Origin of the sequence: Bradyrhizobium icense (assembly GCF_001693385.1) — a bacterium.
In the GTDB taxonomy this organism is placed as follows: Bacteria; Pseudomonadota; Alphaproteobacteria; order Rhizobiales; family Xanthobacteraceae; genus Bradyrhizobium; species Bradyrhizobium icense.
The window spans coordinates 1,275,146-1,288,259 of record NZ_CP016428.1; the positions used below are offsets into that span (position 1 = coordinate 1,275,146).

Annotated in this window: 10 protein-coding genes; 6 read left to right on the top strand and 4 right to left on the bottom strand. The window is 63.3% G+C overall.

Annotation, left to right across the window (positions count from 1 at the left end; all coding sequences use genetic code 11):
* The first annotated feature begins 43 nt into the window (after positions 1-43).
* The 4 genes from LMTR13_RS38700 (at position 44) to LMTR13_RS06120 (ending at position 3,811) form a co-directional block, all read left to right on the top strand.
* Positions 44-370 (top strand): methyltransferase family protein, encoded by a 327-nt coding sequence (locus LMTR13_RS38700; RefSeq protein WP_197521013.1) that lies wholly within the window; start codon positions 44-46, stop codon positions 368-370.
* On the top strand, positions 367-1,044 hold the full coding sequence (locus LMTR13_RS38705; protein ID WP_083218782.1) for a methyltransferase: 678 nt from the start codon (positions 367-369) through the stop codon (positions 1,042-1,044). The genes LMTR13_RS38700 and LMTR13_RS38705 overlap by 4 nt, the downstream gene beginning before the upstream one ends.
* Before the next feature lie 140 nt (positions 1,045-1,184).
* Positions 1,185-2,390, top strand: a complete 1,206-nt coding sequence (locus tag LMTR13_RS06115) for a DUF1236 domain-containing protein (RefSeq protein WP_065732467.1) — start codon at positions 1,185-1,187, stop codon at positions 2,388-2,390.
* A gap of 308 nt (positions 2,391-2,698) precedes the next feature.
* Complete coding sequence (locus LMTR13_RS06120) at positions 2,699-3,811, top strand: endonuclease/exonuclease/phosphatase family protein (protein ID WP_065727101.1); 1,113 nt, start codon at positions 2,699-2,701, stop codon at positions 3,809-3,811.
* A 77-nt stretch (positions 3,812-3,888) separates the two neighbouring features.
* Here the strand turns inward: LMTR13_RS06120 and LMTR13_RS06125 are convergent, their stop codons facing one another.
* Positions 3,889-5,481: a gamma-glutamyltransferase family protein gene (locus tag LMTR13_RS06125; protein WP_065727102.1), complete on the bottom strand. Its 1,593-nt coding sequence runs from the start codon at positions 5,479-5,481 to the stop codon at positions 3,889-3,891.
* Positions 5,482-5,591: 110 nt separating this feature from the next.
* Between LMTR13_RS06125 and LMTR13_RS06130 the strand changes: the two genes are divergently transcribed.
* Both LMTR13_RS06130 and LMTR13_RS06135 read left to right on the top strand, forming a co-directional pair.
* Complete coding sequence (locus tag LMTR13_RS06130) at positions 5,592-6,413, top strand: gamma-glutamylcyclotransferase (RefSeq protein ID WP_210184850.1); 822 nt, start codon at positions 5,592-5,594, stop codon at positions 6,411-6,413.
* A 166-nt stretch (positions 6,414-6,579) separates the two neighbouring features.
* Positions 6,580-8,244 carry a flavin-containing monooxygenase gene (locus tag LMTR13_RS06135; protein WP_065727103.1) on the top strand — a complete coding sequence of 555 codons (1,665 nt, stop codon included), beginning with the start codon at positions 6,580-6,582 and terminating at the stop codon, positions 8,242-8,244.
* Between the two features lie 170 nt (positions 8,245-8,414).
* Here LMTR13_RS06135 and LMTR13_RS06140 read toward each other — a convergent pair whose 3' ends face one another.
* The 3 genes from LMTR13_RS06140 to LMTR13_RS06150 all read right to left on the bottom strand — a co-directional run bounded on the left by LMTR13_RS06140 (position 8,415) and on the right by LMTR13_RS06150 (position 12,843).
* A complete protein-coding gene (locus LMTR13_RS06140) occupies positions 8,415-9,266 on the bottom strand; it encodes a phytanoyl-CoA dioxygenase family protein (RefSeq protein ID WP_065727104.1) in 852 nt (283 codons plus the stop codon).
* 105 nt (positions 9,267-9,371) lie between these two features.
* On the bottom strand, positions 9,372-9,872 hold the full coding sequence (locus LMTR13_RS06145) for an L-2-amino-thiazoline-4-carboxylic acid hydrolase (RefSeq protein ID WP_083218784.1): 501 nt from the start codon (positions 9,870-9,872) through the stop codon (positions 9,372-9,374).
* Positions 9,873-10,167: 295 nt separating this feature from the next.
* A complete protein-coding gene (locus LMTR13_RS06150) occupies positions 10,168-12,843 on the bottom strand; it encodes a flavin-containing monooxygenase (protein ID WP_065727105.1) in 2,676 nt (891 codons plus the stop codon).
* Positions 12,844-13,114 lie beyond the last annotated feature (271 nt).

Here is a 13,114-nt window from a genome sequence, read left to right on the forward strand (position 1 = left end):
GTCCTTACCGGAAAGCAGCTCAGGTGTCGCACCGTCGACAGCCTTGTGGCCGCTGATCACCGGCTACATGCCAGCGCGTGCGGTTCATGTGGCGGCCGAGCTTGGTATCGCCGACCTGATTGCGACTGAGGCGAAGACGGCAGACACTTTGGCGCGCGAAACCAATGCCGCACCGGCACCGCTTCGCCGGTTGCTGCGCGCCTTGGCCAGCATCGGTCTGGTCGAAGAACTGGAGTCCGGCCACTTCGCGTTGACGGCGGCGGGAAGCCACCTTCGGTCGGATGTGCCCGGTTCGATGCGAAACGTCGCCTTGATGTTCGCGGCGGCGAGCGTGCCTGGAAATCCTGGGGAGAACTCCTTCACAGCGTGAGAACCGGCGAATCCGGCACGCGCCGCGTCTACGGTGTCGGGACGTTCGAATATCTGGCCGCCAACCCGGACGAGGCTGTCATCTTCAATGCGGCGATGGCCGAAAATACCAGGCGGCTTACCGAGCTACTGGTTTCGACGTACGATTTTTCCCGTTTCCAAAACATGGTCGATATCGGCGGCGGCAACGGCGCCTTGATGGCTGCAATTCTCGCCGCCAACGCAGGCGTCCACGGCGCTGTGTTCGATTTGCCCAGCGGAATTGCGCAGGCGCCGCGGTGCCTCGCCGACGCCGGTGTTGGCATGCGATGCGAAGCTATCGCCGGCGATTTCTTCCGCTCGGTGCCCGAGGCCGCCGACGCTTATATTTTGAAATACGTCATCCACGATTGGGATGACGCGCAAAGTGTGAAGATTCTGAGCAACTGCCGCAAGGCCATGCATCAGAGCAGCAAGGTGCTGCTGATCGAGCGCGTCATGCCAGAAAGGATGGACGCGACGCCGATCTGTCAGCGAATAGCCATGGCCGACATGAACATGCTGGCGATGCCCGGCGGGCAGGAGCGCACCGAACAGGAATATCGGATATTGCTTGAGGCCGCCGGTCTCTCGCTGGAGCGGACCACTGCGATGCCGGGCTCGGAAATCAGCGTGGTCGAGGCGAAGCGCGGGTAAGCGACCCCGCTGGGGCTATAGTGTGCGCGGGGCGCCGCGGACCTTTGATCGGCTAAACAGAAATCACAGCTTGCCTTGGACGGAACCTTCCATCCCCGGCGAACGTTCGCTTGCGCAGGGCCCATTTCGAGGAGGTCAAGATGCGCAAGCAGTTGCTGTTATCGACTGGAGTTATTTACCTGATGCTGGCACCGGGGCTGTCGTATGGTCAGGCCCCGGGCGGGAGAAGTGAGGAACCGAAGCAGATGCAGCCGAGCGATCGTGGCAAGGGTGCTGCATCGCAAGAACGCGGCGCCGAGCGAGCGCAGGAACGCGCCAAGGGTGCGGAGCAGAAGGCTCAAGGCGCAGCGGATCGTGAAGAAAGAGGAGCCGGTTCCCGGCAGGCGGGCGAGAAGGGCAAGGCTGCACCTGGGGCCGAGCGTCCAACGGCTGCGAGCGAAGACAGCAAGCGTGGCCGCGGCGATGATGCGAAGAAGGCCACGGAGCAAACCAAGGGCGCCCGCCCGGGCGATCGGGAGGCCGATCGCGGCCGCGATGCCAAGGAGAGCGCTAAGGACAGTGCCAAAGACAGAACCAAGGGCACCGCCGAGTCCGAGAAGACCAAGAGCGGAACAACGACATCCCAGAAGGAGCGCGAGGGCACGACCACCACGCAGAAGGAGCCGAGCCGCGATCAGCGGGACAGAACCTCGAAGGATGCGGCTGAGCAGGGCAAGGAGACGAGCCGGCCGGCGACCGCGACTGAAACCACGCGCACGCAGACCCAGACCAGCCAGACGCAAGACCGCCAGCAGATCTCGACCGAGAAGCAGGTGCGCATCTCCGAGACGCTGACCCGCGAGCGTCTCGCGCCGCCGCAGCGCAATCTCAACATCTCGATCCGGGTAGGCGAGCGGCTCCCGCGGCATGTGCGCGTGCAACGGCTGCCAGCCACGATCGTCTCGATCGAGCCGCAGTACCGCGGTTACGACTACTTCACGACCGAGGAGGAAATCGTGATCGTCGAACCTCGAACGCAGCGGATCGTGAGCCATATCCCGCGTGACGCGTCGCGCATTCGCGCCGCAGGCGGAGCGACGACCGGCGACCGTGCTACCGACGCGATGGCACAAGCCGGCGGAGCGCCTTGCCGTATCATGCGCCGGGATACCGCGGGCAATCTTACCGAAGTCTCACCCACAACGGTTGGTTCGACCGCACCGCCGGACTCGATCAGCGTCACCGTTCGTGCGCCGGGCGGCGGAGGATCGACGAACCCGATTGCATTGGGTGCGTCCGATGGACAGATCGTTGTCGCCATGCAAGGTGGCGATTGCACGGTGACGATCGAGCCGCAGACGCGGTAGGGATCGGCGCGCGTCCATCGGCGGGTGTGGGCCGATCGCCGTCAAGAATAGAGAAGTGCGGCACCTAGTCGCCGCACTTTTTTTGTCGCCGCTGGCCATCAGGAAATTTGCTTCGGTCAGGCGTTTCGTGCTCTGCGTCCGGATGGAATCGCAGAGATCAAGATGTGACGGCGATGCCGCAATCACGCCTCCCTGCCATTTCGACGCGCCACTGGACAACGACACGGCTTGATTGTATCGTCTCAAGGTCGCATTTCATAAGCATGACAATTACAAGTATTGACCCAAAATGATTGCATGGGGGCAAGATGAGAATTGCCGCTTATAACATTGAAAACCTCTTCGACCGTCCAAGGGCGATGAACCTGAATACCTGGCAGGACGGTAAACCGATCCTCGAAAAATTCGCGAAGCTAAACGCGCTTCTCGGCGAGACGACCTATTCTGCCGCCGCCAGGACGAAAATGGCGAACCTGATGATCGAGCTGGGACTCGAGCGGAGCGATGAGGCAAAGTTCGTAATTCTCAGACGTAACAAAGGCGGCTTACTGAAGAGGCCGAACGGTGGCGGCATTCAGATTATCGCAAATGAGCGCGCCGATTGGGTAGGCTCGCTCGAATTGCGAGAGGAGCCGATCGATGAAAATTCGATGCGCAATACGGCGCGCGTACTTTCTGAGCTAGATGCCGATGTCGTCGGTGTCATCGAGGCAGAAAGTCGACCCGCCCTGCGGGATTTCAACAAGCTCATCCTTCCGGCTGTCGAGGGTACGCCCTTCCGCCATGTGATGCTGATCGACGGCAATGATACGCGTGGTATCGATGTCGGATTGTTGTGTCGCGAGGGATATCCAATCGCCTCAATGCGGAGTCACGTTGACGACCAGATGCCAAATGGCGAGAATCTCTTCTCGCGGGATTGTCCGGAGTATGTCGTGGAAACTCCGAAGGGCAATCGTCTCGTCATTCTGGTCAATCACTTCAAGAGCAAGGGTTTCGGTACCCCCGCTCAATCGGATGCGCGCCGCAAGGTTCAAGCGCAACGTGTGGCCGAAATCTACAAGGGGCTGATAGATGCCGACGAACAGTATGTTGCAGTTGTCGGAGACCTGAACGACACTCCCGATAGTGATCCTCTTAAGCCGCTGCTTGCGAATTCAACGCTAAGGGATGCCTTTTCTCATTCAGCGTTTGATGACGGGGGGTATCCTGGCACTTACGGTTCGTGCAGCGAGGCAAACAAGATCGATTACCTGCTGCTCTCGCCGGCGCTGATGGCGAAGGTGACCAAGGGTGGTGTGATCCGCAAAGGCATGTGGCCGGGCGTTAGGCCAAAGAAGTGGGACGTATATCCGGAACTGCAGGATAAGCGTGACGCTGCTTCAGATCACGCCGCGGTGTGGGTTGACGTCGACATCTAGGTCGTAAGCCAGCCCCGGAAATCGCGCGGTAAACGAGGCGATGCCGGTCGTTCAATTTTCTGCCTCGACTTGCCGCCTCACCCCTCCGCTACCGCTTCGCTCCAGGCGTGGAACGGCTCAGTGGCGCCGCTGTTGGTTTCGCCGTCGCGCAGCACCACGCTGGGGCAGGCGAACTTCATCGGTAGGTTCTGGATGCGTGCCTCCTCGTAATCGAAGCGCGAACCCAACGCTTCGCGCGCGGCCTGCGGCAGGCGGACGTCGCCGATCACGATCGCGCCTTCGCTGGCGTCGATGCGCGGCTGGTGGATCGCCGCATCGAGATCCATGCCGTAGTCCATCACAAACGACAGAAGCTGGCTCACCGCCGGCAGGATGCGCCGGCCGCCCGAGGCGCCGACTGCAACGCGGCGGCCGTCCGCCGCCTGCGCCAGCACGGGCGTGTAGTTGGTCAGGCAGCGTTTTCCCGGCGCCAGCGAATTCGGCGTGCCCGGGGTCGGGTCGAACCACATGATGCCGTTGTTCATGGTGATGCCGGTCTGGCCTGATACGAATTTGGAGCCGAAGGTGGACAGCAAGGTTTGCGTCACCGCGGCCATGTTGCCGTCGCGGTCGACGGCCGAGAAATGCGTGGTGCAGGCCGGCGCCAGCGTTTCGGCGCCAAGTGCGCGCCTGCCGTCTTCATCGCCCATGTCCTTGAGGCGTTCGCGATACGCTTTTTGCAGCGCCGATGCATAGGCGATGTAGGCCGCCGCGTCCGGTCCGCCGCGCGCAGGCTCGAGATTTTCCTGCAGCAAACCAAGCGTGCGCGCCAGCGTCGGCCCGGCGGTGAGCTCGGGCGTCGCGAACACGCTGCCGCCGCGATAGGGGATCGCCAGCGGCTCGCGCACAACGCTACGAAATGGCTTGAGATCCTCGACCGACAGCGCGCCGCCGGCGGTCTGGATATCGGCGGCCAGGCTCTGCGCCAGATCGCCTTCGTAGAAGTCGCGAGGGCCGGCGCTGGCGAGCTGCGCCATCGTGGCCTTGAGCCTGTCCTGCGGCATGCGGACATTGGACCTGATGCCCCATTGCGGGTTCGGCGGCAGGCCGTCCTGCAGATAGGCGGCGGCGCTCGCGGGGTAACGCCGCAGGTCTGCCGCCGCGCTCGAAATCATCACTGTGGTCCACCAGTCGACCGCAAGCCCTTCGCCGGCGAGCGCGGTGCTCGGCGCCAGCAATTCCTTCCACGGCAGCTTGGCGTGGCGGCGGTGCGCCTCTTCCATGCCGGCGACCACGCCGGGGACGGCGATCGAGCCGGGGCCGTGAATGTTGCGGTCGTCCTTTACCCGCGGCCAGGGGAAGATGTCGGAAGCCGCGCCTCCGCCGGTCAGCGGATAATCTTCGGCCCGCAGGCTCGCCGGCGCGCGCATGCCGTAATCGATCACCTCATAGCGGTCTTCGCGCGCCCGGTACAGCACCATCGCGCCGCCGCCGCCGAGCCCGCTCATCCAGGGTTCCAGAACGCCGAGCGCAAACGTCGTCGCGATGACAGCGTCGACGCAGTCGCCGCCCGCGGCCAGCACCTCGGCCCCCACCTGCGCCGCCCTGCTTGATTGCGCGGCGACGATGCCGCCTTTGGAGGTGACGGCCGGCTTGCGTATCACTTGGGTGCTGGAGAACTGGTCGCGCATAGGGGGCTTTCGTATCTGGTGGTTTTAGTGGTGCGGGCGATCTGGCGGCGTCACGCTCTCAAGATGGTGAAATTCGTGAACTAAACTTGGGCGTGACGTGAACAAAAGTCATGCTGATTGTCGCGTGGTTTGAATTGGCCTTGCGTTTCAACAATGGCACATTGGCGAGTATCGGGCGATATGCAAAGGAACATGCCGACGTGACCGCGGATGCATTCATTCACCTGCCGGATCTTCGTGCTCGGGTGACCCGGCCAGAGCAATCGCTGCTCCGCCTGACGCCGGAGATGTTTGCGATGTGGGAGCAGCGGGCGCGGGCGGCGGGATGGCCGGCAGGCGGGCGGCTCTCGGACAAAGCGATCGAGACGTCGCGGCTTGCGGTGCTCGGCGATCACCCCGATGGCGATGACCTCTGGATCTATTCCTACGGCTCGCTGATGTGGGACCCCGGATTTCACTTCGCCGAAGTCCGGCTCGCCGACGTCGAGGGTTATCAGCGGCGTTTCACGCTGAAGATCAATCTGGGGCGGGGATCGCACGACTATCCGGCGCTGATGCTCTCGCTGGAGCCGCAATGGGGATGTTGCCGCGGGCTGGCGTTCCGGATTGCGGCCGATTCCGTCCATGCCGAAACCGCGATCCTGTGGCGCCGCGAGATGCTGCGCGGCGGCTATGCGCCGGCGATGGTGCCGATGGCGACGCCGCAGGGACCAATCACCGCACTCGCCTTCACCTCCAACCGCTCGCACCCGAGTTATGTCGGCGAACTGCCGCTCGCCGACACCGCCGCGATGATCGCAAGCGGGAAGGGTGTCCTCGGCACTAACTTCGAATACCTCGTGCAACTGGCGACGCAATTGCAGGCGTTGGGGATCGAGGACCCCTACGTTGCGCAATTGCATGCGCAGATCGAGGGCGTTCCCGGCTCTTGAGGCGGTCCACCTGTGCGACCCTGCGGCGTCTATTTTCAAACAATGTTTCAGGCTGATTTGCCGTACACTCCGGCATCCTGACGCAAGTGCAGGACGTCGATAGGCGGCATAGTAGAAGCCGCGCGAGAGACCGTCGACGCCAAAGCAATTAATTGGAGGGGCGCGCATGGCCGGGGAGATCAAGTCGCACTACGAGGTCGTTGTCGTCGGCGCCGGCGTGTCGGGCATTTACCAGATCAAGCGGCTGGCCGATCTCGGGGTGGATGCGCTCGTGCTCGATGCCGCCCCCGATCTCGGCGGAACCTGGTACTGGAACCGCTATCCCGGCGCGCGCTTCGATTCCGAGAGCTACACCTACGGCTATTCCTTCTCGAAGGAACTGCTCGACGAATGGCACTGGAAGGAGCGGTTTTCGAGCCAGCCGGAGAATCTTCGCTACCTCAACTACGTCGCCGACAAGTTCGATTTGCGCAAATACATGCGGTTCAACCGCAAGGTCGAGGCGGCGGCGTTCGAGGAGGCCGGTCATCTGTGGCGGCTGAGACTCGATGACGGGCGCGAACTCACTTGCCGGTTCCTCATTCTGGCGGTCGGGTTGCTCTCGATACCGACTCCGCCGCGGCTGGAGGGCATGGAGACCTTCAAGGGGCGTTCGTTTCATACCTTTTATTGGCCGCACGAGCCGGTTGAACTCTCCGGCAAGAAGGTCGGCATCATCGGCACCGGCGCCACCGCGATCCAGGTGATCGGCGAGATCGCCGACAAGGTGGACGAACTCACGGTGTTTCAGCGTCGTCCGAACTGGAGCGCGCCGCTCAACAACAGCCCGATCTCGGACGAGGAGATGGCCGACATCCGTTCGCGCTACGACGAGATCTTTGCCGCCTGCAGGCGCACGCCCGGCGGCTTCGAGCACGAGCCGGACCGGCGCGGCTTCCATGAAGCCACCCGAGAGGAGCGGATCGCGCTGTGGGACAAGCTCTATGACGAGCCCGGCTTCGGCATCTGGCTGAGCAATTTTCGCGAGATTTTTACCGACGAGGCGGCCAATGCCGAGTTTTCCGCTTATATCGCCGATCGCATCCGAAAGCGGGTGAAGGACCCGTTGACCGCGGACAAGCTGATCCCCAGGGATCACGGTTTCGGCGTGCAGCGGGTGCCGCTGGAGACCAACTATCTCGAAGCCTACAACCGCGACAACGTGCATCTCGTCGATATCAGCGAGACGCCGATTCTGCGCGTCACCGAAACGGGCCTGCGCACCAGCGTGCGCGACTATGAGCTCGATATCATCGTCTACTCCACCGGCTTCGATGCCATCACCGGCGCATTCGATGCAATCGACATCACCGGCGCGGGCGGAGTGAAGCTCGCCGACGAATGGCGCGAGGGGCCCTCGACCTTTCTCGGCATGATGGCCCATGGTTTTCCGAACTTGCTGATGCCGACCGGCCCGCAGAGCGGCTCGGCCTCGACGAATTTTCCGCGCGGCATCGAGAACGGCGTCGGCTGGTGCATGGGCCTGCTGGGCCATATGCGGGACCGCGGCTACACGCGGGCCGAACCAACCGTGGAAGCGCAGGCGCGCTGGACCGCGCACGTCACCAAGATGTACGCCATCATGCTGATGCGCAAAGCCAAGTCGTGGTTCACCGGCTACAATTCCAACATTCCCGGCCACGAGCACGGCAAGACCCGCTACCTCGTCTATAATGGTGGCACGCCGAAATATGTTGCTGCCATCACCGAGGTTGCCGATAAGGGGTATGAGGGGATCGTGTTCGATGCGGGCGCACGGGTAGCGGCAAGGTCCGCGGCCGCCGCGGAGTAAGATGTGAAGGCAACGTAGGATGGGTTGAGCCAACGGGTCCGGCCTTCGGCCGGCCCGGTGGCAGACTCCGCGAAACCTATTGTCTTTGGAAAGGCGATGGGTTTCGCAAGAGCTCAACCCATCCTTCGAGTTCGAGTTCGATCGTCGCGCTCGCCTTTGCCCGCATCCCGTCACTGCGTCCGCAGCAGGCGCCTGGGATGAACGCCATCGACATAGCCCATGAACGGCGGATGGATCGAATAGCCGATCAGCTCACGTGCGCGCTCGGGCAATTTGCTGGCGACCTCGGCAGGGACGGCGAGCGCCATGTTCTCGAGTTGCCGCACCCAGCCCACGCAATATTGCGGCGTGATGATCAGGCGCGGCCGGTCCGACCGGTTGGCGCCGCTACGGTGCCATAGCGTTCCCTTGGTGATGGCCAGCGATCCGGACGGCATGATCAGCTTCACGGCGTCAGGCCTGTCGCCTTCCTCGTGACCGGCTTCGTTGGTGAAGTGAGCGGGTTTCACCGCGCCGTCGATATATTGCCCGTCCCACAGATGGCTTCCGGGAATAATTTCGGTGGCGCCATTTTGCTCGGTCGTATCGTCGATCGCCCAGAACGTGCTGATGCCAAGGGCAGGGCGGGGCCGCGGAATCTTCACGCCGCTGTCGTCGAAGTGCCAGGGCTGGACGGTCTCACCGGGATGGAGATTGATCGCGAGCAGAGCAGACAACAAGCAGCTCTCGCCGAGTTCGGCTTCCACAAAGGCCATCGCGAGTGGATGGATCGCGAGCTCGGCGAAGACAGGCGATTTCGCCAGCAGTGCATACACCCGGTTGGTCCTGGTGCCTTCGAAATCGTTGCGGCCGAACAGATCGCGCGCCAGATGCGGCGCCAGCGCCGCCCGGATTTCGGCGACGCGGTCGGGCGCCAGAACACGTTCGAAGACCAGGTAACCGCTGCGGTCGAACTCTTCCTTTAAGGAGGCGAATGAGCGCTCTCCGAGCCAGGGCAAAACCTGCTCCGCTGTCGCTGCCATCGGCGCTCTCCCTCGTGAGCCCGGTCGAGAAGGCTTCTTGCGATATATCTTACGCAACTACGGGGGATTTTCACGAGATTTCTGCGGGGTCAACGGTGGCGCAAATCATGATCGCGGTGCGAATGCGTAGCGGAACGTGCAGCTCGGCGCGCCCTGCATAAGGGTCTGGTCGCGCCTGAGGCTGACCTCGTTGCCGCCGGCTGCCGCGATATCGAAATCGGTGGCGCAGACCAGCAGCGCGCCGAGCTCCGGCTCGCCCAGCGCGCGGAAGAATTCCGCGAACCGGCAATGCGTGACGTCGAATTCCAGCGCCGCCTCGTCGTGCCGGCGCATCTCGACCGTTACCTCCCGCTCGGTGACTTCGGAAAGCGCGGTATGCATGGTCGCCCATTTACGCCGCGCGCTGCCCTCGACGCCCTCGCCTATGGCGGCGAACAGCGCCTTCGACCAGTCGCGCAAGGCTTGTCTCGCAATCGCGTCAGCCTTTTCCTGGCCCAGTTCCGCGCGCAGCGCCCGCAGCATCGGCACCAGCACCTGCGCCTGGATCCGTGTTTTGTCCAACAGCGACAGGCGGGGATTGACCATGTAATCGTCGAGTACGTTCATCGCAGGCTCCCTTCGTTTCCCGACCTCCAGCGAGATATTGCTGCGGGCGAGGCGAGCGCAACCGAGATAAACTGAACGATTGACTTAGAAAATCTGATGCATGACTCTCGGGAAATGCGGCATGCTCAGGCATGGGGCGGGACAGCGGACAATTCGAACCAGGATGGGTTATCGATTGCCATCCCAAGCCGGCGCCAAAGCGGCACAAGGCGTCAAGGCAGCGCAAACGCCGACCGTGAGCGGCTCAAATCCTTTGGCCGCTCGAATGAAGTCGAGCGGCCGCAGCCCTGCACGCCTATCCCGCAGCCGCGTTGACCGTGACCGGCGAAGCGCCTTCGCTCTCTTCCAGCTTTCGCGGCAATCCCGCAAAGCTGCGCAGCGCTTCCGCCATCTTTGCACGTCCGCTGACGCCGGTGATGACCACATCCACCATCATCAACGACGTGTGGATGTGGCCACGCGCCTGTAGCTGCTCGACCGGGACACCCGCGTCAGAAAGCGCCTTGGCATATTCGATACCCTCGTCACGCAGCGGATCGAACTCGCAGGTCGCGACGAACGCCGGCGGCAAGTTCGCCAGACTGCCGCGCAGTGGCGAGGCGCGCGGATCCGTCCGGTCGGCCGGTGAGCAATAGATGTCCCAGAACCAGAACATCAGCGAGCGCGTCAGGAAATAACCTGCCGCATTGTCGGAATAGGATGGACGATCGAACCGGCAATCGGTGACCGGGCACACCAGGAGCTGGCCTGCGATTGGCGGACCGCCGCGGTCACGCGCGAGCTGGCAGGTGACGGCGGCGATGTTGGCGCCGGCGCTCCAGCCCGCCACCAGCAGCGGTCCCGGTTTGCCGCCGAGTTCGGCGGCATGTTCGGCGATCCAGCGCGTTGCCGCATAGCCATCCTCGGCCGCCGCCGGGAAGCGATGCTCGGGCGCATGGCGGTAACCGACGCTGACGACGATCATCCCGCTGCGGCGGCAGATGTCGCGGCAGAACGGATCGTCGGATTGCTCGTCACCCAAGACCCAGCCGCCGCCGTGGAAATAGACCGCGATCGGGTGCGGCCCTGGTGTGGCCGGCCGATACAGGCGATACTGCAGCAGACCATCGGCGCCGTGCAGCACGCCGTCGCCGACTTCGCCGACGGGCCGGCCGGCCGGACGTCCCTTGTTGAACTCGGTGAGGAAGTCGCGCGCGCCCTGCGCGCCGAGCGACTCGATCGCCGGCAGATTCATCTCCGCCAGCATGCCAAGCACCAGCCGCACGTCCGGCTGCAGGCGAACCACCTCGCCATCGTTGCATTGCTCTGCAATGTTCGGGCCCGACAGTTTGAAGCCCAGCATGCCGCGGGCGACCACCTCGTTGCAGATGCTGCGGTAGGGACCGACGCCGCCGGTATAGGGCATCACGCCCCGCGCCTTGCCGGGGACATTGGCGCCCGTGTACCAGGTGTTGGCGAGCCGGTGCAGCGTCAGCATCGAACAGTCGGCCATGTGCTGCGCCCAGCCGGCCTGTGCCGTCTCGGTCGCGTCGATGGTCGTGAAGCCGGCCTCGCGCAGCGCCGCCAGCCGGTCGACCACCCAGTCGACATGCTGCTCGATCGAGACCGCCATGTTCGACAGCACCGACGGGCTGCCCGGGCCCGTGATCAGGAACAGATTGGGGAAGCCTGAGACGGTGAGTCCGAGATAGGTCTGCGGGCCGCTGGCCCAGACGTCGGACAGCGATTTACCGTTGCGGCCAGTGATCGGATGAACCGCCTTGATGGCGCCGGTCATGGCGTCAAAACCGGTGGCGAACACGATCATGTCGACGTCGAACGTGCGCTTGTCGGTCGTGATGCCGGAAGCCGTGATCGATGTGATCGGCTCCTGCCGCAAATTCACCAGCGTGACGTTGGGGCGGTTGTAGGTGGCGTAGTAGTTGGTATCGAGACAGGGCCGCTTGGCGCCGAATGGGTGATCGTGCGGCGTCAACGCTTCGGCCATCTCCGGCTCTTTCACGATGTTCCGGATCTTCTCGCGGATCAGGTCGGCGAGCAGCGCATTGCCGTCGACGTCGACGCCCTGGTCGGCCCAGAGCTGGGTCAGGATGTGGACGAGATCGCCGGCGGCCCAGGCCTGCTCGAAGCGCTCGCGGCGCTCGGCATCGCTCAACTGCCAGCTCACCGCCATCTGTTGCGGATATGGGACGCCCGCGAGCGACCAGCGCGCCTGCTCGCGATAGGCGGCGCGGTCGCCCTGCAGCATCGCTGTGCGGTCTGCCGGCGCCGGACCATTGTGCGCGGGCAGCGCGAAGTTCGGCGTGCGCTGGAACACGGTGAGATGCGCGGCCTGCTCCGCGAGCAGCGGGATCGACTGAATGCCCGATGATCCCGTACCGATGACGGCGATGCGCTTGCCGGCGAGCTTGACCTCTTCATGCGGCCAGCGGCCGGTGAAATAGACCTCGCCCTTGAAATCCTTGACGCCGTCGATTTCTGGCGGCTTGGGCGCGGAGAGGCAGCCGGTCGCCATGATGTAATAGCGGCAGGAAACATCAGCGCCATCGCTCGTCGTGAGCCGCCAGCGTTCAGCGCTCTCGTCCCAATTTGCTGCCGTAACCTTGGTGCCGAAGCGGATGTCGCGGCGCAGATCGTATCGGTCGGCGACGAAGCCGAGATAGCGCAGGATCTCGGGTTGCGTTGCGTATTTCTCCGACCATTGCCACGCGCTCTCCAGCTCGGGATCGAAGGTGTAGCTGTAGTCGATGGTCTGGATGTCACAGCGTGCGCCGGGATAGCGATTCCAGTACCAGGTGCCGCCGACGTCGCCGGCCTCCTCGATCACCACGACCGTGAAGCCGGCCTTGCGCAAGCGATGCAGGAGATAGAGGCCGGCAAACCCGGCGCCGACCACGGCGACATCGACCTGTTGGGTCGCATCGCTGTTTGTCGTTTCAGAAGAACGTGCTGCGATCGCTGCGTCTGGCATGCCACTCCTCCCGTATGTTGTATATTTTGAAGGAGGCTACTGCCGCGTGTTGAGTTTGTCATCAGGACAAATTCAATCCTCAGGTAATTCCTGTCAGACCGCTTTGACGAGTGCTTCCGGTCCGCGATTTCGCGCCGGACTGCATCCTCGATGTTGTCCCTGCGAACGCAGGGACCCATAACCATCGGCGGAGGTTTTTCGAAAGGCGTCTGCCACCGTGCCATACCGAGAGATCACGCACCGACGATCCCGCCTGACGGCGATGGTTGAC

What these genes read in the sequence shown, in the direction of transcription:
- LMTR13_RS06145 (WP_083218784.1), bottom strand. Translation starts at nt 9,872, where the DNA reads ATGAACGTACTCGACGATTACATGGTCAATCCCCGCCTGTCGCTGTTG.
- LMTR13_RS06125 (WP_065727102.1), bottom strand. Translation starts at nt 5,481, where the DNA reads ATGCGCGACCAGTTCTCCAGCACCCAAGTGATACGCAAGCCGGCCGTC.
- LMTR13_RS06120 (WP_065727101.1), top strand. Translation starts at nt 2,699, where the DNA reads ATGAGAATTGCCGCTTATAACATTGAAAACCTCTTCGACCGTCCAAGG.
- LMTR13_RS06150 (WP_065727105.1), bottom strand. Translation starts at nt 12,843, where the DNA reads ATGCCAGACGCAGCGATCGCAGCACGTTCTTCTGAAACGACAAACAGC.
- LMTR13_RS06140 (WP_065727104.1), bottom strand. Translation starts at nt 9,266, where the DNA reads ATGGCAGCGACAGCGGAGCAGGTTTTGCCCTGGCTCGGAGAGCGCTCA.
- LMTR13_RS06130 (WP_210184850.1), top strand. Translation starts at nt 5,592, where the DNA reads ATGCTGATTGTCGCGTGGTTTGAATTGGCCTTGCGTTTCAACAATGGC.
- LMTR13_RS06115 (WP_065732467.1), top strand. Translation starts at nt 1,185, where the DNA reads ATGCGCAAGCAGTTGCTGTTATCGACTGGAGTTATTTACCTGATGCTG.
- LMTR13_RS06135 (WP_065727103.1), top strand. Translation starts at nt 6,580, where the DNA reads ATGGCCGGGGAGATCAAGTCGCACTACGAGGTCGTTGTCGTCGGCGCC.